18 protein-coding genes and 6 tRNA genes are annotated in these 22,007 nt (G+C 51.4%); 22 read left to right on the top strand and 2 right to left on the bottom strand.

Going from position 1 to position 22,007, the window contains the following annotated elements; translation table 11 throughout:
• Positions 1 to 198 precede the first annotated feature (198 nt).
• The 12 genes from nagB (at position 199) to NXT09_RS14215 (ending at position 7,657) form a co-directional block, all read left to right on the top strand.
• Positions 199 to 999 carry a glucosamine-6-phosphate deaminase gene (nagB, locus tag NXT09_RS14270; RefSeq protein ID WP_095994017.1) on the top strand — a complete coding sequence of 267 codons (801 nt, stop codon included), beginning with the start codon at positions 199 to 201 and terminating at the stop codon, positions 997 to 999.
• 18 nt (positions 1,000 to 1,017) lie between these two features.
• A complete protein-coding gene (gene nagA, locus NXT09_RS14265; RefSeq protein WP_268580202.1) occupies positions 1,018 to 2,163 on the top strand; it encodes an N-acetylglucosamine-6-phosphate deacetylase in 1,146 nt (381 codons plus the stop codon).
• A gap of 96 nt (positions 2,164 to 2,259) precedes the next feature.
• Positions 2,260 to 3,483: a DNA-binding transcriptional regulator NagC gene (gene nagC / locus NXT09_RS14260; protein ID WP_205552620.1), complete on the top strand. Its 1,224-nt coding sequence runs from the start codon at positions 2,260 to 2,262 to the stop codon at positions 3,481 to 3,483.
• Between the two features lie 203 nt (positions 3,484 to 3,686).
• On the top strand, positions 3,687 to 5,351 hold the full coding sequence (asnB, locus tag NXT09_RS14255; protein WP_010285438.1) for an asparagine synthase B: 1,665 nt from the start codon (positions 3,687 to 3,689) through the stop codon (positions 5,349 to 5,351).
• A gap of 219 nt (positions 5,352 to 5,570) precedes the next feature.
• A tRNA-Met gene (locus NXT09_RS14250) sits at positions 5,571 to 5,647 on the top strand.
• Positions 5,648 to 5,656: 9 nt separating this feature from the next.
• A tRNA-Leu gene (locus NXT09_RS14245) sits at positions 5,657 to 5,741 on the top strand.
• Between the two features lie 63 nt (positions 5,742 to 5,804).
• Positions 5,805 to 5,879 (top strand) — tRNA-Gln (locus NXT09_RS14240).
• 35 nt (positions 5,880 to 5,914) lie between these two features.
• Positions 5,915 to 5,989, top strand: a tRNA-Gln gene (locus tag NXT09_RS14235).
• 53 nt (positions 5,990 to 6,042) lie between these two features.
• Positions 6,043 to 6,119: transfer RNA gene (locus NXT09_RS14230), tRNA-Met, on the top strand.
• A gap of 6 nt (positions 6,120 to 6,125) precedes the next feature.
• Positions 6,126 to 6,200, top strand: a tRNA-Gln gene (locus tag NXT09_RS14225).
• A 155-nt stretch (positions 6,201 to 6,355) separates the two neighbouring features.
• Positions 6,356 to 6,844: a hypothetical protein gene (locus NXT09_RS14220; RefSeq protein ID WP_240584805.1), complete on the top strand. Its 489-nt coding sequence runs from the start codon at positions 6,356 to 6,358 to the stop codon at positions 6,842 to 6,844.
• A 183-nt stretch (positions 6,845 to 7,027) separates the two neighbouring features.
• The gene (locus NXT09_RS14215; RefSeq protein WP_268580097.1) at positions 7,028 to 7,657 is read left to right on the top strand and encodes a hypothetical protein; all 630 of its coding nucleotides are present in this window, start codon (positions 7,028 to 7,030) and stop codon (positions 7,655 to 7,657) included.
• A gap of 22 nt (positions 7,658 to 7,679) precedes the next feature.
• On the opposite strand, the gene ubiF is transcribed toward NXT09_RS14215, so the two are convergent.
• The gene (gene ubiF / locus NXT09_RS14210; protein ID WP_268580096.1) at positions 7,680 to 8,846 is read right to left on the bottom strand and encodes a 3-demethoxyubiquinol 3-hydroxylase; all 1,167 of its coding nucleotides are present in this window, start codon (positions 8,844 to 8,846) and stop codon (positions 7,680 to 7,682) included.
• 227 nt (positions 8,847 to 9,073) lie between these two features.
• Here ubiF and miaB point away from each other — a divergent pair, with 227 nt between their 5' ends.
• From miaB to NXT09_RS14165, 9 genes are all read left to right on the top strand, one after another.
• Positions 9,074 to 10,498 carry a tRNA (N6-isopentenyl adenosine(37)-C2)-methylthiotransferase MiaB gene (gene miaB / locus NXT09_RS14205; RefSeq protein WP_010285423.1) on the top strand — a complete coding sequence of 475 codons (1,425 nt, stop codon included), beginning with the start codon at positions 9,074 to 9,076 and terminating at the stop codon, positions 10,496 to 10,498.
• 329 nt (positions 10,499 to 10,827) lie between these two features.
• Entirely contained in the window at positions 10,828 to 11,886 is a 1,059-nt protein-coding gene (locus tag NXT09_RS14200; RefSeq protein ID WP_014914633.1) for a PhoH family protein, read from the top strand.
• Positions 11,883 to 12,362, top strand: a complete 480-nt coding sequence (gene ybeY / locus NXT09_RS14195) for an rRNA maturation RNase YbeY (RefSeq protein ID WP_268580095.1) — start codon at positions 11,883 to 11,885, stop codon at positions 12,360 to 12,362. The genes NXT09_RS14200 and ybeY overlap by 4 nt, the downstream gene beginning before the upstream one ends.
• Positions 12,363 to 12,490: 128 nt before the next feature.
• Positions 12,491 to 13,369, top strand: a complete 879-nt coding sequence (gene corC / locus NXT09_RS14190) for a CNNM family magnesium/cobalt transport protein CorC (protein ID WP_010298789.1) — start codon at positions 12,491 to 12,493, stop codon at positions 13,367 to 13,369.
• A 7-nt stretch (positions 13,370 to 13,376) separates the two neighbouring features.
• Complete coding sequence (gene lnt, locus NXT09_RS14185) at positions 13,377 to 14,906, top strand: apolipoprotein N-acyltransferase (protein ID WP_268580094.1); 1,530 nt, start codon at positions 13,377 to 13,379, stop codon at positions 14,904 to 14,906.
• Between the two features lie 407 nt (positions 14,907 to 15,313).
• Entirely contained in the window at positions 15,314 to 16,210 is an 897-nt protein-coding gene (locus NXT09_RS14180) for an amino acid ABC transporter substrate-binding protein (RefSeq protein WP_040032949.1), read from the top strand.
• A gap of 219 nt (positions 16,211 to 16,429) precedes the next feature.
• A complete protein-coding gene (locus NXT09_RS14175; RefSeq protein WP_039472509.1) occupies positions 16,430 to 17,170 on the top strand; it encodes an amino acid ABC transporter permease in 741 nt (246 codons plus the stop codon).
• Between the two features lie 3 nt (positions 17,171 to 17,173).
• A complete protein-coding gene (gene gltK, locus NXT09_RS14170) occupies positions 17,174 to 17,848 on the top strand; it encodes a glutamate/aspartate ABC transporter permease GltK (protein ID WP_205552630.1) in 675 nt (224 codons plus the stop codon).
• A complete protein-coding gene (locus NXT09_RS14165) occupies positions 17,848 to 18,573 on the top strand; it encodes an amino acid ABC transporter ATP-binding protein (RefSeq protein WP_014914630.1) in 726 nt (241 codons plus the stop codon). Before gltK ends, NXT09_RS14165 begins: the two co-directional genes overlap by 1 nt.
• 51 nt (positions 18,574 to 18,624) lie before the next feature.
• On the opposite strand, the gene NXT09_RS14160 is transcribed toward NXT09_RS14165, so the two are convergent.
• Positions 18,625 to 19,107, bottom strand: a complete 483-nt coding sequence (locus tag NXT09_RS14160; RefSeq protein WP_010298779.1) for a zinc ribbon-containing protein — start codon at positions 19,105 to 19,107, stop codon at positions 18,625 to 18,627.
• A 309-nt stretch (positions 19,108 to 19,416) separates the two neighbouring features.
• Between NXT09_RS14160 and leuS the strand changes: the two genes are divergently transcribed.
• The gene (leuS, locus tag NXT09_RS14155; RefSeq protein ID WP_039275330.1) at positions 19,417 to 21,999 is read left to right on the top strand and encodes a leucine--tRNA ligase; all 2,583 of its coding nucleotides are present in this window, start codon (positions 19,417 to 19,419) and stop codon (positions 21,997 to 21,999) included.
• Positions 22,000 to 22,007 lie beyond the last annotated feature (8 nt).

Below are 22,007 nucleotides of genomic sequence, written 5' to 3'. Positions count from 1 at the left end.
CACAAATTAAACCCCGTAATTATGTGATAAAAATCACCAAAAAACTGCATACAAAAAGTTTATACCTGAATAAAACCCCAACTTATTTCAAGATTAAAAAAAACGGAGTAGACTAATTTTAATGCATAGACAAAACGCGCAACTGCCGCGATTTGCCCGATAACATATTTAATTCCACTAAAAATCAGGAGAGCGCCGATGAGACTCATTCCTTTAACCACCGCCGCCGACGTCGGAAAATGGGCTGCCCGCCACATCGTTGAGAAGATTAACGCTTTCAAGCCCAGCGCAGAGCGCCCTTTTATTCTGGGATTGCCGACAGGCAGTTCACCACTGGAAGCCTACAAATCGCTGGTCGCCATGCACAAAGCGGGACTGGTGAGCTTCAAACACGTCATCACCTTCAATATGGATGAATATGTCGGCCTGCCGACCGATCACCCGGAAAGCTATCATACCTTCATGCATCAGAATTTCTTCAACCACGTTGATATTCCGCGTGAAAACATTAACCTGTTGAACGGCAACGCAGAAGACACCACAGCAGAATGTCGCCGTTATGAAGAGAAAATAAAGTCCTACGGGAAAATTCATCTTTTCATGGGCGGCGTGGGCAATGATGGACATATCGCCTTCAATGAACCCGCCTCCTCTCTGGCCTCCCGAACCCGCATCAAAACGTTGACGGAAGAAACCCGTATCGCCAATTCCCGTTTCTTCGGCGGGGACGTCAGTCTGGTGCCTAAATTTGCCCTGACCGTGGGCGTCGGTACGCTGCTGGATGCCGAAGAAGTGATGATTCTGGTGACCGGTCGTAACAAGGCGCAGGCGCTACAGGCTGCAGTAGAAGGTAACGTTAACCATATGTGGACCATCAGCTGTCTGCAACTTCACGCCAAAGCCATCATGGTTTGTGACGAGCCTTCAACAATGGAACTGAAGGTAAAAACCGTTAAATATTTCCGTGAGTTAGAAACGGAAAGTATGAAAAATCTCTAACCGATGCGGGAGTCGATGATGTACGCGTTAACCCATAGCCGGATTTTCACTGGCCACCAGATTCTGGATAATCACGCCGTCGTGATTGCCGATGGGCTGATCGAGCGAGTCTGCCCACTTGCCGAGCTTCCTGCCAACATTGAACAACACGATCTGAGCGGTGCGTTCCTCGCCCCAGGCTTTATCGATCTTCAGTTGAACGGCTGCGGCGGCGTGCAGTTCAACGACTCGCTGGACACGATCTCCGTCAAAACGCTGGAGATCATGCAGCAGGCGAACGAGCGTTCAGGCTGTACCAGTTTTTTACCTACGCTGATTACCTCCAGCGATGCATTTATGAAGCACAGCATCAACGTGACGAGAGACTGGCTGGCGCAGAATAAGCATCAGGCGCTTGGGCTGCACCTCGAAGGTCCGTGGCTGAATGTGCTAAAGAAAGGCACGCATGACCCTGCCTTTATTCGCAAGCCCACGCAGGAGCTGGTCGACTTCCTGTGCGCCAACGCAGATGCCATTACGAAAGTCACGCTGGCACCGGAAGAAGTCGAACCGTCGGTTATCCGTCAGCTAACGGCCGCGGGCATTATCGTCTCTGCCGGGCATTCCAACGCCACCTGGGAACAGGCGAAACAGGGTTTTGCCGCCGGTATTCGTTTCGCTACCCACCTGTTCAACGCCATGCCGTATCTGACTGGCCGCGAACCCGGATTGGTCGGCGCGATTTACGACGCTCCGGAAGTCTATTGCGGTATTATCGCGGATGGACGACACGTTGACTGGGCCAATATTCGCAACAGTAAACGTATCAAGGGCGATAAGCTGGTGCTGGTTACCGACGCAACGGCACCGGCCGGCGCGGATATTGACCAGTTCATTTTTGCTGGTAAAACCATATACTACCGTGATGGCATTTGTGTCGATGAACACGGCACCCTAAGCGGTTCGGCACTGACCATGATCGAGGCTGTGCGTAATAGCGTCGAACACGCAGGCATCGCGCTGGATGAAGCGATTCGGATGGCAACGCTCTACCCTGCGCGTGCCATCGGTGTGGATAAGCAGTTAGGCAGTATTGAAAGCGGTAAAGTGGCCAACCTGACCGTCTTTGACCGTGACTATCACATTCTCAAGACGTTTGTTAACGGTAATCCTGTTTGGGGATAAAACGAGAAACGCCTTGGGGTAAAGCGGATATACGTTGGGGTAAACTGAGATAAGGTTTACCCCACGTTGAGTTAAACCTAAGCGAGTAACTTCTTAATGACCACAGGCGGACAAGCGCAGATAGGGAATGTCGATCTGGTTAAGCAATTAAACAGCGCGGTGGTTTACCGCCTGATTGACCAGCAGGGTCCGATCTCACGAATTCAGATAGCAGAAGAGAGCCAGCTTGCTCCCGCCAGCGTTACCAAAATCACCCGCCAGCTTCTGGAACGTGGGCTCATCAAAGAAGTCGATCAACAAGCCTCCACCGGCGGCAGACGCGCCATTTCGATTATCACCGAAAACCGCCCTTTCCATACCATAGCCGTACGCCTCGGTCGCTATGACGTCACCATTGCGCTGTATGATTTGCAGGGAAAAGCGCTGGAAGAAGCGCACTACGATCTGCAAGAAAAAACGCAGGAGGCGCTAGAAGCCGCGCTCTTTCACGTTATCAGCGGCTTTATCGCCAGCCATCAGCGCCGTATTCGCGAGCTCATTGCGATTTCGGTTGTGCTGCCGGGGCTGGTTGATCCGGTGGCAGGCATTGTTCGCTATATGCCACACATCAGCGTGAATAACTGGCAACTGGTCGAAAATTTGCAACGTCACTTCAACGTTACCAGCTTTGTCGGACACGACATCCGTAGCCTGGCGCTGGCAGAACACTATTTTGGTGCCACCCACGACTCACTGGATTCTATTCTGGTACGCGTCCATCGCGGCACTGGCGCGGGTATTCTCGTCAACGGGCAAATTTTTCTTGGCAGTAACGGCAATGTGGGCGAGATCGGCCATATTCAGATCGATCCACTTGGCGATCGCTGCCACTGCGGCAATTTCGGCTGTTTGGAAACCGTCGTCGCTAACGCCGCGATTGAACAACGCGTACAACATCTGTTGGCTCAGGGCTACCCCAGCAAACTGTCTACCGATAGCTGCACGATTTCTGCGATTTGCAAAGCGGCAAACCGCGGTGATGCCCTCGCCCGTGAAGTCATCGAACAGGCTGGGCTCAATCTCGGCAAAGCGCTGTCCATCGCGATCAACCTGTTCAACCCGCAGAAAGTCGTGATTGCCGGAGAAATCACCGAAGCAGAAAAAACGCTGCTTCCTGCAATCCAACGCTGCATCAACGCGCAGGTGCTGAAAGAATTTCGTCACAACCTGCCGATTGAGATCTCCAGCCTCAACCATCTTTCCGCTATCAGCGCGTTTGCCCTGGTCAAACGGGCGATGCTGAACGGCGTGCTGCTACAGCAATTGCTCGAAAACGCCTGATTCCCTTTCTGGCCGGATTATGTAATCCCTAAAAATCCGGCCTTTCCCTTCTATGAATTTGACGAATCACCACCAAAAAACCGAATAAATTAACGAAACACCACATCGATGGCTTTTTTCATTAAATAATATTGAATTCCTATGGCGCTTTGATGCTAAATCAATGGCACTGAGTTCGAATCTGTCATTATTGGGAGTCATGTATGTGTTCTATTTTTGGTGTGCTTGATCTGAAAAGCGATCCTGTTGAACTGCGTAAGAAAGCGCTGGAGCTATCCCGTTTGATGCGTCACCGCGGGCCAGACTGGTCCGGCGTTTATGCCAGCGACAAAGCGATTCTGGCTCACGAACGTCTGTCTATCGTTGACGTCAACACGGGCGCACAGCCGCTTTACAACGCCGAGCGCACCCACATTCTGGCCGTTAACGGTGAAATTTATAACCATCAAGCATTGCGTCAGCAATACGGTGACCGTTACGCATTCCAGACTGGCTCCGACTGCGAAGTGATTCTGGCGCTGTATCAGGAAAAAGGTCCGGAATTCCTGGATGAACTGCGCGGCATGTTCGCCTTTGCCCTGTATGACAGCGAAAAAGACGCCTACCTGATTGGCCGTGACCACCTCGGCATCATCCCGCTGTATATGGGTTACGATGAGCACGGCAACCTCTACGTCGCTTCTGAAATGAAAGCGCTGGTTCCGGTTTGCCGCACCATCAAAGAATTCCCGGCTGGCAGCTACCTGTGGAGCAAAGACGGCGAAATTCGCGAGTATTACCAGCGCGACTGGTTTGATTACGACGCAGTAAAAGACAACGAAACGGATAAAGAAGCGCTGCGCGATGCGCTGGAAGAAGCGGTGAAAAGCCACCTGATGTCTGACGTGCCCTACGGCGTGTTGCTCTCTGGCGGTCTGGATTCCTCCGTTATCTCCGCGATCACCAAAAAATATGCGGCACGTCGCGTAGAAGATGACGAGCGTAGTGAAGCCTGGTGGCCTCAGTTACACTCTTTCGCCGTCGGTTTGGAAGGTGCGCCAGATTTGAAAGCCGCGCAGGAAGTCGCTAACCATTTAGGTACCGTGCACCACGAAATTCACTTCACCGTGCAGGAAGGGCTGGATGCGATTCGCGACGTGATTTATCACATCGAAACCTATGACGTCACCACGATTCGCGCCTCAACGCCGATGTACCTGATGTCGCGTAAAATCAAAGCAATGGGCATCAAGATGGTGTTGTCAGGCGAAGGTTCTGACGAAGTGTTCGGCGGCTATCTCTACTTCCATAAAGCGCCAAATGCCAAAGAATTGCATGAAGAAACCGTGCGTAAGCTGCTGGCACTGCACCAGTACGACTGCGCCCGCGCTAACAAAGCGATGTCAGCCTGGGGCGTGGAAGCTCGTGTACCGTTCCTGGACAAAAACTTCCTTGATGTCGCGATGCGCATCAACCCACGCGACAAAATGTGTGGCAACGGCAAGATGGAAAAACACATCCTGCGCGAATGCTTTGAATCCTACCTGCCGCACAGCGTTGCATGGCGTCAGAAAGAGCAGTTCTCTGACGGCGTGGGCTACAGCTGGATTGATACGCTGAAAGAAGTGGCGGCTCAGCAGGTTACCGATCAGCAGTTGGAGACAGCACGCTTCCGCTTCCCGTACAACACGCCAGGCTCCAAAGAAGCCTACCTGTACCGTGAAATCTTCGAAGAGCTGTTCCCGGTTCCAAGCGCGGCAGAATGTGTACCGGGTGGCCCGTCAGTCGCCTGTTCGTCAGCTAAAGCGATTGAGTGGGATGAATCTTTCAAGAAACTGGATGATCCATCAGGCCGCGCGGTTGGCGTACACCAGTCCGCCTACAAATAATTCGATTTAATTTCTTCAATCAACGGGCCTTTCATGGCCCGTTTTTGTACGCTTAATTGACTGGGAATGCGTGCTTTTTGGCGTTTTTCTCACCATACTGTTCACAACCCAAACAAACGATACATTGAGGGCACTTTTCGGGAAAAAACTAGTTGACGCAATTAGGCCAACTACGCATAATGCGCCCCGCAACGCCGATGAAGGTGACGCGGAAAAGATGGCTACGTAGCTCAGCTGGTTAGAGCACAGCACTCATAATGCTGGGGTCACAGGTTCGATTCCCGTCGTAGCCACCATCTTTTTTTGCGGGAGTGGCGAAATTGGTAGACGCACCAGATTTAGGTTCTGGCGCCGCAAGGTGTGCGAGTTCAAGTCTCGCCTCCCGCACCATATCATCTTCTCGGTCTGACATCGCTTTTCGAAGCCTGTTAGTGTTTAGTGTTTTGTAGTGATTGGGGTATCGCCAAGCGGTAAGGCACCGGTTTTTGATACCGGCATTCCCTGGTTCGAATCCAGGTACCCCAGCCATTTCAAAACATATGCTGAAAAATTCGTTGTCCTGTTGGGGTATCGCCAAGCGGTAAGGCACTGGTTTTTGATACCAGCATTCCCTGGTTCGAATCCAGGTACCCCAGCCATCTACTTGATAGTAGAAGATTTGTTGAAGTGAAGTAACATTAGCAGTAGATTTGGCTACGTAGCTCAGCTGGTTAGAGCACAGCACTCATAATGCTGGGGTCACAGGTTCGATTCCCGTCGTAGCCACCATATTTTTGGGGTATCGCCAAGCGGTAAGGCACCGGATTCTGATTCCGGCATTCCGAGGTTCGAATCCTCGTACCCCAGCCAAATAAAGCTGGTAAAACAGCAAAGAAACGGGGCGACAGTCGAAAGACGTCGCCCCGTTTTGTTATGCATGGCGACAAAGTGGCGACAGAAAGACAAAAAGCGCCTCTTGTTATGTTCAATTTTCTTAGCTGTTATTTTGAAGACGGAATTTCCACATGGCATTAACGAAATGCAGAGTGTGTAAAAAAGAAGTATCCATGTCGGCAAAGGTTTGCCCACACTGCGGGATTAAAGACCCAGGCGTCACATTGGGCATATTGTTAGTTATGACAGTTATGCTAGTTGCTATCGGATGGGGAATATTCCGTTGGGTTAGTGGTGATGACGAAAGTACAGCACCAAAAACTTGTAGCTCTACCGATGGGCAATGCCTTTTCAAAGCCAATGTTGTTGACGCGACAGCTCACTGTAAGCCTCTTGTAGAAAAAGCCTCAAAGTACGATTACGAATGGGCTGACGACATACTCGATAATATCTTTTCCCGCTTTTTACTCGACAGCAAAAGCAATCAGCTAACGTTCATCGGCGACAAAGTCAAATTCACAAATAGCTTTAACGCCAAAACAACGATTACATATGCATGCACTTTAGATCTAAAAACTAAAGGAGTGGTTAACTTCGATCTTGCAGAAGGGAAGCTGTAACACCAGAATCCCGGCAGTAGCGCAGGCTGGCCCACCCGTTTGTAGAAAAATAAAATTGATACCTGAAAACCGCAGGCGAGGCGACAGTCGAAAGACGTCGCCCCGTTTTGTTATGTCTGGTATTAACATAGTCTGGTGCTAACATATGCAAATCAATCATTCGATTTTCCTAAAAGGGCGGGCATGAAGGTTTTATCGACATCCTCTGTTACTCATGATTTCAGCCACGTTGTGCTGCCACAGCAGAGTGGCGTCGGCCAATCGCAATGGTCTGTCATACGTGCGCAGTTAAGCAAACTACTACTCAGCGTGGCGTTGCTGTTTTGCTTCATCACACCGACTGAGGCGGCTGGCGTCCCTTCTTTTAAGATGTCTTCACAAACGTTCGCTGACCGGATGAATGCCAACCTGAAGAAACTCAATATCCCTCTCGAATTGACCGTTAAGTTGGAAAAGGGAACGTCCGTCGATGACTTTCAGCACATTTTTAATGAGCACGTCGGATTAATTGGGTCGGTAGAGAGTAAAAGCCAACAGCTTAATGGGCTTGTGATACTCAACGCCGCGTCAGAATCCCCCGATGCAACAAGACAGAATCTGCAAATCGTCACTGCCGCGTTTTCTGCGCTATTGAGCGGGGCGTCATCAGGAGAAAACAGTCTCGAGAGCCCTGAGATGACCGAGATGATGTTCGGCTTGCTTCAGGATAGCCAAACTTCAGGTAAAGGTGTTAGACAGATAGGACATGTTCGCTTTACGGCAACAACGAATGAGGACACCGATATTATCTTTACCGCCGAACCCGTACTGTAGCGGGCGGCGTCCTCATTATTCATCAGACGCCAATAGCATATTTCAATGCGCGCTGCTTTAACACGCCAGCGCGCTGTGCAACCATCAACGCCATATTGCGCGCAAAGCTCAGCGGCGGTAACGCATTACTGAACGCGTTATAGAAGAGATCCATCCCGCTTTGCATCATCAGATTATCCGGCATACGGCGACACTGATAGCGGCGTAACACGCGCTCAGAAGCCCATTCTTCTCCTGCATTACGCGCGTTGATTAGCACATCCAGCAGCGCCTCAACGTCACGATACCCCAGATTAACGCCCTGCCCCGCCAGCGGATTGATGGTATGCGCGGCATCCCCCAGCAGCACCAAACCTGGCTTGATATAGGTTTGCGCATGGCGTCTGACCAGCGGGAACGACCCGGCGGAGAGTGCCTTGACCTTGCCCAATCGCTCAGGAAACGCGGCCGCAATTTCTTTATCCAACTGTGCAAGCGGCATTACCTGAAGCTGACGAATACGCTGCGGACTGTCATACCACACCAGCGATCCCCACTGGTCAAACAACGGCAAAAACGCACGCGGGCCACTCGGTGTAAACTGCTGCCAGGTCACATCCTGCTGGGGCTGCGAGGTCTCAACACCGATCAACATACAAGACTGACGATACTGCCAGCCGCTGATGCCAATCCCCGCCCACTGGCGAACCTGAGAGTTCGCGCCATCGGCGCCAATCACCAGCGCAGCCGTCAGCTGTTGCCCATCGGCAAGCTGTAAACACCAGCCATCATCGGTGCGCTGCAGGTTCTGCAGCGTAGCCGGGCAATAACAGTGGCAGCGTTCTTCTTCCTGCAAACTGTCCCAGAGCGCCAATTGCAACACGCGGTTTTCCACCATAAAACCCAACTCGGGCAGGTGAATGTCGGCAGCATCAAAAACGACTCTGGCACTCGCCCATTCCCAGGTTTCCAACCGACGGTAAGGCGCGCTGCGCATCTGCTGCACCCGCTGCCATGCGCCCAGTTCTTTCAATAGCGCAACCGACGCATAGCCAATCGCCGAGATCCGTAAATCTGGCGGACTGGCGGCATCAAACGGCGTCGGCATGTCCTGCTCAACCACCGCAACCTGAAATCCTTGCTGTGCCAGCCCAAGCGCCGCGGCCGCGCCAACCATGCCACCGCCAACCACAATCGCATCGTAATGCATATTGGCTTTATCCTCTCTGGTTCTGGTTTATTCACACCAGTAAAAATGCATGAAAATAGTGTACTGGATTTGCGGGTAACTTTTCAGAAAAGCCGCATTTTTATAAAAAGTAAGGAGTTATCAAATCAGCGTGGTTTCCGGCGCTGGTCACAACGTCGGCGAGCGACTACAATACCCATCCCAAATGAGGGGAATCTTTCTTATCCGCACTGAGTAATGGTAAGTCGATGACAAAAAAACTGCATATTAAAACCTGGGGCTGTCAGATGAATGAGTACGATTCATCGAAGATGGCTGATTTACTGGGAAGTACGCACGGCTATGAGCTGACTGAAATCGCTGAAGAAGCCGATGTCCTGCTGCTCAATACCTGTTCGATCCGTGAAAAGGCGCAGGAAAAGGTCTTCCATCAACTTGGCCGTTGGAAAACGCTGAAAGATCTCAATCCGAACCTGATTATTGGTGTCGGTGGCTGCGTGGCCTCACAGGAAGGCGCGCATATTCGTGAACGTGCGCACTACGTTGACGTTATTTTTGGCCCGCAAACCTTACACCGCCTGCCGGAAATGATTAATCACGTTCAGGGCACCCGTAGCCCGATCGTGGATATCAGTTTCCCTGAAATCGAAAAATTCGACCGCCTGCCAGAACCGCGAGCCGAGGGGCCAACAGCTTTCGTCTCCATCATGGAAGGCTGCAATAAATATTGCACATTCTGCGTTGTGCCTTATACCCGCGGCGAAGAAGTTAGCCGCCCGTGCGATGATGTGTTGTTCGAAATCGCTCAACTGGCCGCGCAAGGCGTACGTGAAGTTAACCTTTTAGGGCAGAACGTCAACGCCTATCGTGGCGAAACCTATGACGGTGAAATCTGCTCCTTTGCTGAGCTGCTGCGTCTGGTTGCCGCTATTGACGGGATCGACCGCGTCCGCTTTACCACCAGCCATCCGATTGAATTCACAGACGATATTATCAGCGTCTATGAAGATACGCCGGAGCTGGTCAGCTTCCTGCATTTGCCGGTGCAAAGCGGTTCTGACCGCGTGCTGACGATGATGAAACGCCGTCATACCGCGCTGGAATACAAAGCGATCATCCGTAAGCTGCACAATGCACGTCCGGGCATTCTGATCAGTTCTGACTTTATCGTCGGTTTCCCTGGCGAAACGCAGGCTGACTTTGAACAGACGATGAAGCTGATTACCGATGTGAATTTCGATATGAGCTACAGCTTCGTCTACTCTGCTCGTCCGGGTACACCGGCTGCGGATATGGTCGATGACGTGCCGGAAGAAGAGAAAAAACAGCGTCTGTATCTTCTGCAAGAACGCATTACCCAGCAGGCAATGCGCTTTAGCCGCCTCATGTTGGGCACCGTCCAGCGTATTCTGGTAGAAGGTACCTCGCGTAAGAGCGTGATGGAGCTGTCTGGCCGTACGGAAAACAACCGCGTCGTCAACTTTGAAGGCACGCCGGATATGATCGGTAAATTCGTCGATGTGGAAATCGTTGATGTTTACACCAACTCGCTGCGCGGCATCGTGGTGCGCACCGAAGATCAAATGGATCTGCGCGTACATGAATCACCGTCTTCCGTGATTGCACGTACCCGCAAAGAGAATGAGATCGGCGTCGGGTTCTATCAGCCATAACCGATGTACGTTTCAGTTTCAGCGTGATGATGGGTGGCAGAGCCACCCATTTTTTATGGCAGGCTGGGATAGCCTGCTACCCTCCAGGCCATTGCTTCGCCACGTTGAAAAACGCTCCTGCGTTTTTTTATCGCGAGCTATCCGCTTCAATTTCATGCCGCTTACATTTGCTTTTGCGAGGCAGCATCCCAATATCATGATTGTGACTTGCACCATCGGGCATTCACGATGAATAATTCATTCATATGGCTGATACATCAGGCCGTCTGACAACTGTTCATTTTGTGCCGGCAGAACGTGCCAGCACAGCAACGCTCAAGAGGAATAATTTGAACGTAACGACAAAAGAGATTGCCCTTGAACCCGCAGATAACCAACGCCTGCTCAGCCTTTGCGGTCCGTTTGACGACAATATTAAGCAGTTAGAGCGCCGCTTAGGCATCGAGATCAATCGTCGGGATAACCAGTTTAAGCTGGTCGGTAAAAACCTGCTCACGCAAGCTGCTGCCGATATCCTGCAACGTCTGTATGTCGATACGGCCCCAGTGCGTGGCGTCATCGGTGATATCGATCCTGAGCAAATTCACCTAGCGATTAAAGAATCTCGCGTGCTGGAACAGTCTGCGGAACACGTTCCTGACTACGGCAAAGTGGTCAACATCCGCACCAAACGCGGCGTAATCAAGCCGCGCACGCCGAATCAGGCGCAGTATGTCGCCAATATCCTCGATCACGACATCACGTTCGGCGTTGGTCCGGCAGGAACGGGGAAAACTTACTTAGCCGTCGCTGCCGCCGTGGATGCACTGGAGCGTCAGGATATTCGCCGTATTCTGCTAACGCGCCCGGCAGTCGAAGCCGGTGAAAAGCTGGGCTTCCTGCCTGGTGACCTGAGCCAGAAAGTCGATCCCTACCTGCGCCCACTTTATGATGCCCTGTTTGAAATGCTGGGCTTTGAGCGCGTAGAGAAGCTCATCGAACGCAACGTGATTGAAGTCGCGCCACTGGCTTACATGCGTGGCCGAACGCTGAACGATGCCTTTATCATTCTGGATGAAAGCCAGAACACCACCATCGAACAGATGAAAATGTTCCTGACGCGCATCGGGTTCAACTCAAAAGCGGTCATCACCGGTGACGTCACGCAGATTGACCTGCCGAAGAATCTGAAATCCGGCTTGCGCCACGCGATAGAAGTGCTGGCCGATGTGGAAGAGATCAGCTTTAACTTTTTCCACAGCGAAGACGTGGTGCGCCACCCAGTGGTTGCGCGGATTGTGAATGCCTATGAAGCGTGGGAAAATGCCGAACAGAAACGTAAAGACGCCTTAGCAGAACAGCGTAAGCGTGAAGCACAGGCTGCGGCATCAGATCAGGAGCAAAAATGAGTCAGGTGATTCTGGATTTACAAATCGCCAGCGAGCAAGCACAGGGGCTACCGGAAGAAAAAGACTTTCAGCGCTGGCTGGAAGGCGTTCTGCCGCAGTTTCAGGAAGTCTCTGAAGTCACGATCCGTATCGTGGATGAAGCAGAGAGCCGCGATCTGAATAACACCTATCGCGGTAAAGACAAGCCGACCAACGTATTGTCGTTTCCTTTCGAAGCACCGCCTGAGGTCGAGCTTCCTTTGCTTGGCGATTTAATCATCTGCCGTCAGGTTGTCGAGCGTGAAGCCGCAGAGCAGGAAAAAACCGTAGAAGAGCACTGGGCGCACATGGTTGTCCATGGTAGCCTGCATCTGCTAGGGTATGACCATATCGAAGACAGCGAAGCCGAAGAAATGGAAGCGCTGGAAACCGAGATTATGCAAAGTATGAGCTATGCCGATCCTTACCTTGCAGAAAAAGATGGCCTCACCGAATAAATAGAAATACATTTTGTATAGCCCGAGATCGGGAAGATATCGGGTACTTTTCTGCTCCACGTCAGCCGCTGTGTTGATTCCAACGGCTGGCAATAATCCCTTAACAAGAGTGATGTTAATTAAAACGCATGAGCGACGACCATTCTCAAAACAGCGATGCACCCAGTCCCAAAAAGGGCTTCTTTTCTCTTATTCTTAATCAGCTTTTTCACGGCGAGCCAAAAGATCGTAACGGCCTACTCACTCTGATTCGTGATTCCGAACAGAATGACCTGATCGATCCTGAAACACGAGATATGCTCGAAGGCGTCATGGATATCGCCGACCAGCGTGTACGCGACATCATGATCCCTCGCTCGCAGATGATTACGCTCAAGCGCGATCAAACGCTGGAAGAGTGTCTGGACGTGATTATCGAATCCGCCCACTCTCGTTTCCCCGTAATTAGCGAAGATAAAGACCACATTGAAGGCATCCTGATGGCGAAGGATTTGCTGCCGTTTATGCGCAGCGATTCCGAGCCCTTCAGTATGGATAAAGTTCTGCGTTCCGCCGTGGTTGTGCCGGAAAGTAAACGCGTTGATAGAATGCTGAACGAGTTCCGCTCGCTGCGCTATCACATGGCGATTGTCATCGATGAGTTTGGTGGCGTATCCGGTCTGGTCACGATTGAAGATATTCTTGAGTTGATTGTCGGCGAAATTGAAGACGAATATGACGATGAAGAAGACAGAGATATTCGTCAGCTTAATCGCCAGACCTACACCGTTCGTGCTTTAACCGATATCGAAGATTTTAACGAAGCTTTCGGTACACGGTTCAGTGATGACGAGGTCGACACCATTGGCGGCTTGGTTATGCAGTCATTCGGCCATCTTCCTGCCCGTGGCGAAACCATCGACATAGAAGGTTACCTGTTTAAGGTTGCGATGGCGGACAGCCGCCGTATTATTCAGGTTCATGTCAGAATCCCTGACAATGCCCCTCAACCAAAATTGGAAGAATAATTTGGCAATGGTTGTCGCTTCTTTTCTACAACGCCAGCAGGTCAAAGCCCTGCTGGCGCTCTTATTTGGTGCCTGTGGCACGCTGGCATTTTCTCCCTTTGATTTCTGGCCTGCGGCGATTATCTCGCTCATGGCCCTACAGGCACTGACGCTCAACCGTACGAGTCGTCAGTCAGCCTGGATAGGATTTTGCTGGGGATTGGGTCTGTTCGGCAGCGGCGTTAACTGGGTTTACGTCAGCATCGCGCAGTTTGGCGGAATGCCGGGCCCTGTCAATGTCGCGCTGGTCATTCTGCTCGCAGCCTATTTGTCGCTCTACCCTCTGCTGTTTTCTGCCCTACTCTCACGCCTGTGGCCGAAAACAACGCTGTGGCGTCTGGCGCTTGCCGCTCCCGTACTCTGGCAGTTAACCGAATTTCTACGCGGCTGGGTGCTCACCGGTTTTCCGTGGCTGCAATTCGGCTACAGCCAAATTGACGGCCCGCTCAAAGGTATCGCGCCTATTCTGGGTATCGACACCATTACCTTCCTGTTGATGAGCCTTAGCGGACTGCTCGTTTATGCCATCAACCAACGAAAAATCGCGCCGGCAGCCATTGCCATCGGCGTTTTCGTTTTATCATGGCCGCTGCGCAACGTGCAGTGGTATACCCTGCAACCTGAACGCGCCGTCAATGTCGCACTGGTACAGGGCAATATCCCGCAGGCCATGAAATGGGAACAAGATGAGCTGTTGAACACGCTGAAGATCTATCTGGATAACAGCCTGCCCTATATGGACAAGGCCCCCATCGTTATCTGGCCAGAAACGGCAATTCCTGATATTGAAAGCCGTCAGGGTGCTTATCTGAAGCAAATTGACGACATTCTGCGTAGCCGTAATAGCAGCCTGATTACAGGTATCGTCGATATCCGGCGTGAAGGTAATAAAACCGATTTTTATAACTCAGTGATCGTTTTGGGCGACAAAGACCCGTATCACTACCCCACAACGAACCGTTACAACAAAAACCATTTGGTACCTTTTGGCGAGTTTGTCCCGCTGGAAACGTTGTTACGTCCGCTGGCGCCGTTCTTCGATCTCCCCATGTCGTCTTTCAGCCGCGGAGACTACGTTCAGCCTCAGCTTTCTGTGCACGGCTTCAAGCTCAACGCCGCCATTTGTTATGAAATCATCTTAGGCCAGCAGTTGCGTGATAACTTCCGGCCAGACACCGATATGCTTCTGACCATCTCGAACGATGCCTGGTTTGGACATTCAATCGGCCCGTGGCAACACTTCCAGATGGCACGCATGCGCGCACTGGAATTAGGGCGTCCTCTGGTTCGTAGTACCAATAACGGCGTCACCGCGGTGATTACCCCTGATGGCAGTGTCAGCGCCAGTCTGCCGCAGTTTACGCGTGCGGTGCTGAGCACGCAGGTCGTGCCAGCAACGGGGATAACGCCTTATGCGCGCTTCGGTTCCTGGCCGCTCTGGATCATTACGCTACTAGGCGGTGTCGCTGCCGTTTTCTTCGGTTTGCGTCGCCGATAACCCGCCCCTCTTCCCATCCCTAAAGGCATGCTTTTGCATGCCTTTTTTTATTTATGGCACGGTATTTGCCTCTTATTACCCTGTAAAGGGTTGTTTCTGTATTTTTTTGGATATTACGTCGGCGTAAAGCTCTCTATTGGGGCAAGCAACGCACCAAATTGGTGCCACCCTCTGACATTGCTGTTATTTGGTGCGGCGGATATCGCAAAAAACAAACATTTCTATTTCAATCTATTTACAATCAGCTACTTTTTAACTGTATAGACAGTAACTTCGCGCTTTAACGGTGCAGCGTTATCACAGAGAAGTCGCAAAGCATTATGAGTGATACAGCAATACGATGTTAGCTTGAAGACAATGTTAACTTGAAGATGACAGGTATATAACGACAGCAAAGGAGTTAGAACATGCAAATGCGTAAACTGGCATTATCACTGCTTCTGCTTGGCACCGCCGCCAGCGTAGCTCAGGCTGAAGATCTGGCCGGTACATTGAAAAAGGTCAAAGATAATGGCGTGATCGTCATTGGACACCGCGAATCGTCCGTGCCTTTTTCCTACTATGACAACACGCAAAAAGTGGTCGGCTACTCTCAAGCCTACTCTGACAAAATTGTTGAAGCGGTTAAGAAAAAACTGGATGCGCCTAATCTGCAGGTCAAGCTACTCCCTATCACCTCTCAGAACCGTATCCCGCTGTTGCAGAACGGTACCTTTGATTTTGAATGTGGTTCAACGACTAACAACCTGGAACGTCAGAAACAAGCCGCGTTCTCTAACACCATTTTCGTGGTCGGTACGCGTCTGTTAACCAAAAAAGATTCCGGCGTAAAAGACTTCCCGGATCTGGCGGGTAAGACCGTCGTAGTGACTTCCGGCACCACCTCTGAAGTTCTGCTGAACAAGCTGAATGAAGAAAAACAGCTGAAGATGCGTATCATCAGTGCGAAAGACCACGGTGACTCCTTCCGTACGCTGGAAAGTGGCCGTGCTGTCGCCTTTATGATGGATGACGCGCTGCTGGCGGGCGAACGTGCGAAAGCAAAAAGCGCCGATCAGTGGGATATCGTCGGTAAAGCGCAGTCTGAAGAAGCCTACGGCTGTATGCTGCGTAAAGACGATCCGCAATTCAAGAAACTGGTTGATGACACCATCGCTGAAGTTCAGACCTCCGGTGAAGCTGAAAAATGGTTCGATCGCTGGTTCAAACAGCCTATTCCGCCAAAAGATCTTAATCTGAACTTTGAACTGTCAGATGAAATGAAGGCCTTGTTCAAGGCGCCAAATGACAAAGCGCTAAACTAATTAATAATGAGAATAAGGGCAGAGCTATCTGCCCTCTGATTGCTGATTCGTGGCAGGACAGACAGGCATGTGATGGTCGTTCCCCATCACATGTTGCCCCGAGAAATTTCGATAAACAGGAAAATAAACAATACACCTGTAGTTTGAAACAGAACGGGAATATGGCCGCTCATCAATCTTCAGGGTAGCTTCGCTACCCTTTTTTTACCGGAGTTCGTTATGTCAATAGATTGGAACTGGGGCATATTTCTACAAGCCGCCCCCTTCGGCAACACAACCTACCTCGGGTGGATTTTGTCCGGGCTGCAAGTCACCGTCACATTATCTATCTGTGCCTGGATTATCGCCTTTCTTATTGGTTCTCTATTTGGAATCCTGCGTACCGTCCCAAATCGTTTTCTTGCGGGTATTGGCACCTGCTACGTCGAACTATTTCGTAACGTCCCGCTGATTGTCCAGTTCTTTACCTGGTATCTGGTGGTTCCCGAACTGCTTCCCGTCAACATCGGTATGTGGTTTAAAGCCGAGCTAGATCCAAATATTCAATTCTTCCTGTCATCAATGATTTGTCTGGGACTCTTCACCGCCGCGCGCGTTTGTGAGCAAGTGCGTGCAGGGATTCAATCGCTACCACGCGGCCAGAAAGCCGCCGGGCTGGCGATGGGCCTGACGCTGCCGCAAACCTACCGCTATGTGTTACTACCGAATGCATACCGTGTGATTGTTCCACCGTTGACGTCAGAGATGCTGAACCTGGTAAAAAACTCGGCCATCGCGTCTACGATTGGTCTGGTTGATATGGCGGCACAGGCGGGGAAACTGCTGGACTATTCCGCCCACGCGTATGAATCCTTTACCGCCATCACGCTGGCGTATGTTGGTATCAATGCCGTCATTATGTTGATTATGCAGGTCGTTGAGCGAAAAACCCGTTTGCCGGGCAATATGGGGAGCAAATAAATCATGCATGAATTTGACTGGAGCTCAATTGGGCCAAGCATGCCGTACCTGATTCAGGGGATGGTTGTCACACTCAAAATTACGCTAACGGCGGTGGTCTTCGGGATTGTCTGGGGCACGATTCTGGCGGTGATGCGTTTATCGCCAATCAAGCCTATCAGTTGGTTCGCCAAACTGTATGTGAACCTGTTCCGCTCCGTTCCACTCGTCATGGTGCTGCTGTGGTTCTATCTGGTGGTTCCTAGCTTATTACAAAATGTGCTTGGGCTATCGCCGAAAACCGATATTCGACTGATTTCAGCTATGGTAGCCTTCTCGCTGTTCGAGGCAGCCTATTATTCGGAAATCATTCGTGCGGGTATTCTCAGCGTATCACGCGGTCAATCTTCCGCGGCGTTAGCATTAGGCATGACGCACTGGCAATCCATGAAGCTGGTTATTCTGCCGCAGGCATTCCGCGCGATGGTGCCGCTGCTGCTGACGCAGGGGATTGTTCTGTTCCAGGATACCTCACTGGTTTACGTGCTCAGCCTCGCTGATTTCTTCCGTACCGCCTCAACCATCGGCGAGCGTGACGGAACACAAGTTGAAATGATCCTGTTTGCCGGTTTCATTTATTTTCTCTTCAGCATTTCAGCCTCAATGCTGGTCAGTTACCTGAAAAAAAGGACGGTTTGATGATTTCCCTGAAAAATGTTTCTAAATGGTACGGCCAATTTCAGGTGCTAGCCGACTGCTCCACAGAAGTAAAAAAAGGTGAAGTTGTGGTCGTCTGCGGGCCTTCTGGCTCTGGTAAATCAACCCTGATCAAAACCGTAAACGGTCTGGAACCAATTCAACAAGGTGAAATTACCGTCAATGGCATTGCCGTTAACGATAAGAAAACCAATCTGGCCCAGTTGCGTTCCAAAGTCGGGATGGTATTCCAACACTTTGAACTGTTCCCGCATTTATCCATTATCGAGAACCTGACGCTGGCGCAGGTGAAAGTGTTGAAACGTAATCGTGAAGAAGCCAAAGCTAAAGCGCAGAAGCTGTTGGAACGCGTTGGGCTGGCGGCACACGCCAACAAATACCCAGGTCAGCTTTCCGGTGGTCAGCAACAGCGTGTCGCCATCGCGCGCGCACTGTGCATGGATCCTATCGCGATGCTATTTGACGAACCGACATCCGCGCTTGATCCAGAGATGATCAACGAAGTGTTGGACGTTATGGTTGAATTGGCGCAGGAAGGCATGACCATGATGGTCGTCACGCATGAAATGGGCTTTGCCCGTAAAGTGGCGCACCGCGTGATTTTTATGGATGAGGGCAAAATCGTTGAAGACACCCGTAAGGATGATTTCTTCAATAACCCACAGTCCGAACGCGCTAAAGACTTCCTGGCGAAAATCCTGCATTAATATTCAGATAAAGCGTGCCGCAAGGCACGCTTATTTACCGCTCTAGCAGCCCTAAGGCTGAAACGGCTGGCGGTGGAACAGGTCATGTGAGCATTTCGGGCAGAGTGGCAAAACCTCCGGCGTGTAGAACGCGATATGGTGATGGCAGTTCTCACACACCAGATTACCTAACCCCACCACTTCACCGCTGTGATACACCCCATGATGATTCACATCTTTGAAGATCTCACGCCACTCTAGCTGCGTTTTATCCGTAATATCCGCTAGCTCCTGCCACAGGCTTTCCTTGATGACTCGCATAAACACGCTGTCGGTAAACTCATCCTGACTCTCGTTATAGCTGCGGGCAAACTCTTCCAAATCGCGTTGAACGGCCTGAATCACCTGCTCTATTTCTTTCTGCGTCAGCTCCGAGCTTTCCTGCAAGGTTTTGCGGGCGCTCAGCACCAGACTGTCGAGATCGCGTTCACCATTGTTCAGCCGGGCCGTCACTGAAGCCATTAACTCGCGGTAATAGCGGGCTAGTTTATTCATGCTTCCTCCTGAATTAAGCGGGTTGAAAGGTGATAAAGCACGACTATTCGTCGTCTGGCACATCAGGCCAAAACCGATACGTTGCCTATCTCTCTCTATTTTAGATTATTTTTCCGGTACGCCTGATAAATTGTCGCCAATTTGCGCAACGCCTCGCAGTATGTCGTTCCCAGATCAGAAATATTCCTCAGTCGGGCGCTGGGTGTTGTTGCCCGCGCCGCTTACGGCTATGCTATGCGGATCTTTTGTTATGAATCAGAACAGGCTACTCACGTAGCGATTCTTCACTAAACAGGACCCCTGGCAGCCATGCAAGAGCAATACCGCCCAGAAGAGATAGAAGCGGACGTCCAGCTTCACTGGCAAGAGAAGCAGACATTTAAAGTCACCGAACAGCCCGGCAAGGAAAAATACTATTGCCTTTCCATGCTGCCTTACCCTTCTGGCCGACTACATATGGGCCACGTCCGTAACTACACCATCGGCGACGTGATCTCCCGTTATCAGCGCATGCTGGGTAAGAACGTTCTGCAACCGATCGGTTGGGATGCCTTTGGTCTGCCAGCAGAAGGTGCAGCGGTTAAAAACAACACCGCGCCAGCCCCCTGGACCTACGCCAATATCGACTACATGAAAAACCAGCTTAAACTGCTGGGCTTTGGCTATGACTGGGATCGTGAAGTCGCGACCTGCAAACCAGACTACTACCGCTGGGAACAATGGTTCTTCACCAAGCTGTACGAGAAAGGTCTGGTTTATAAAAAAACCTCCGCCGTTAACTGGTGCCCGAACGACCAGACCGTACTGGCGAACGAACAGGTTATCGATGGCTGCTGCTGGCGTTGCGACACCAAAGTCGAACGCAAAGAAATTCCACAGTGGTTTATCAAAATCACCGCTTACGCAGACCAACTGCTGAACGATCTGGATACGCTGGAAAGCTGGCCTGAGCAGGTCAAAACCATGCAGCGTAACTGGATTGGTCGTTCTGAAGGTGTGGAAATCACCTTTGATGTGGCAGACAGCGACGAGAAACTGACCGTTTACACCACGCGCCCGGATACGTTCATGGGCGTGACCTACGTTGCCGTTGCCGCAGGCCACCCTCTCGCTGCGCAGGCTGCCGCAACCAACCCAGCGCTGGCCGATTTCATTGCAGAATGCCGTAATACCAAAGTTGCCGAAGCCGATATGGCGACAATGGAGAAAAAAGGCATGGCCACTGGCCTGTACGCGATTCACCCGCTGAATGGTGAGAAAGTCGCTATCTGGGTCGCCAACTTCGTCCTGATGGAATACGGTACAGGCGCAGTGATGGCCGTTCCAGGCCACGACCAGCGCGACTGGGAATTTGCCACCAAATACGATCTGTCCATCAAGCCAGTTATTCTGAACGCCGATGGCAGCGAGCCCGATCTGTCCGCTCAGGCAATGACAGAAAAAGGCAGCCTGTTCAACTCTGGTGAGTTTGACGGTCTGGATTTCGAAGCTGGATTCAACGCTATTGCCGATAAGCTGGTAGAGAAAGGCATTGGCGAGCGTAAAGTCAACTATCGCCTGCGCGACTGGGGTGTATCCCGTCAGCGTTACTGGGGTGCACCAATCCCAATGGTAACGCTGGAAGACGGCACCGTCATCCCAACGCCAGAAGATCAACTGCCGGTAATCCTGCCGGAAGATGTCGTGATGGATGGCATCACCAGCCCGCTGAAATCTAACCCAGAATGGGCGAAGACGACCGTTAATGGTCAGCCAGCGCTGCGTGAAACTGACACGTTCGACACCTTTATGGAATCGTCCTGGTACTACGCGCGCTACACCTGCCCGCAGTACGATCAGGGAATGCTGGATCCGGCTGCCGCCAACTACTGGCTGCCCGTTGACCAATATGTTGGCGGTATCGAACACGCCATCATGCACCTGATGTATTTCCGCTTCTTCCACAAACTGATGCGCGACGCGGGTCTGGTGACCTCTGATGAGCCCGCTAAACGTCTGCTGTGTCAGGGCATGGTGCTGGCGGATGCCTTCTACTATCTGGGCAATAACGGCGAACGCATCTGGGTTTCTCCGACTGACGTGACCGTTGAGCGTGATGAGAAAGGACGCATCGTCAAAGCCGTAGATAACGAAGGCCGTGACGTGGTTTACGCGGGCATGAGCAAAATGTCGAAGTCTAAAAACAACGGCATCGACCCGCAGGTCATGGTAGAGAAATACGGTGCAGATACCGTGCGTCTGTTCATGATGTTTGCTTCTCCGGCAGAAATGACGCTGGAATGGCAGGAATCCGGCGTAGAAGGCGCAAACCGCTTCCTGAAACGCGTCTGGAGACAAGCCTTCGAGCATACCGAGAAAGGTGCGGTAACAGCTCTGGATATCGCTACACTGACGGAAGATCAGAAATCACTGCGCCGCGATCTGCACAAAACGATTGCTAAAGTGACCGATGATATCGGCCGTCGCCAGACCTTCAACACCGCGATCGCCGCCATCATGGAATTGATGAACAAGCTGGCGAAAGCCCCGCAGGACAGCGATCAGGATCGCGCACTGACGCAGGAAACCATGCTGGCCGTCGTTCGTATGCTGTATCCGTTCACGCCGCACGTTTGCTTCACGCTGTGGCAGGCGCTGCAAGGTGAAGGCGATGTCGATACTGCGCCGTGGCCGGTTGCAGATGAGAACGCGATGGTTGAAGATTCCAAGCTGGTCGTTGTTCAGGTTAACGGTAAAGTACGTGGTAAAATCACCGTTGCCGCTGACGCAAGCGAAGAACAGGTTCGCGAACGCGCTGCACAAGAACCGCTGGTCGCGAAATATCTGGACGGCGTCACGGTTCGTAAAGTGATTTATGTCCCTGGCAAACTGCTTAACCTGGTTGTGGGTTAAGGCAAGGA

Source organism: Pectobacterium jejuense (assembly GCF_026800125.1).
GTDB classification, from domain to species: domain Bacteria; phylum Pseudomonadota; class Gammaproteobacteria; order Enterobacterales; family Enterobacteriaceae; genus Pectobacterium; species Pectobacterium jejuense.
This window is presented reverse-complemented; position numbering and strand designations above follow the sequence as displayed.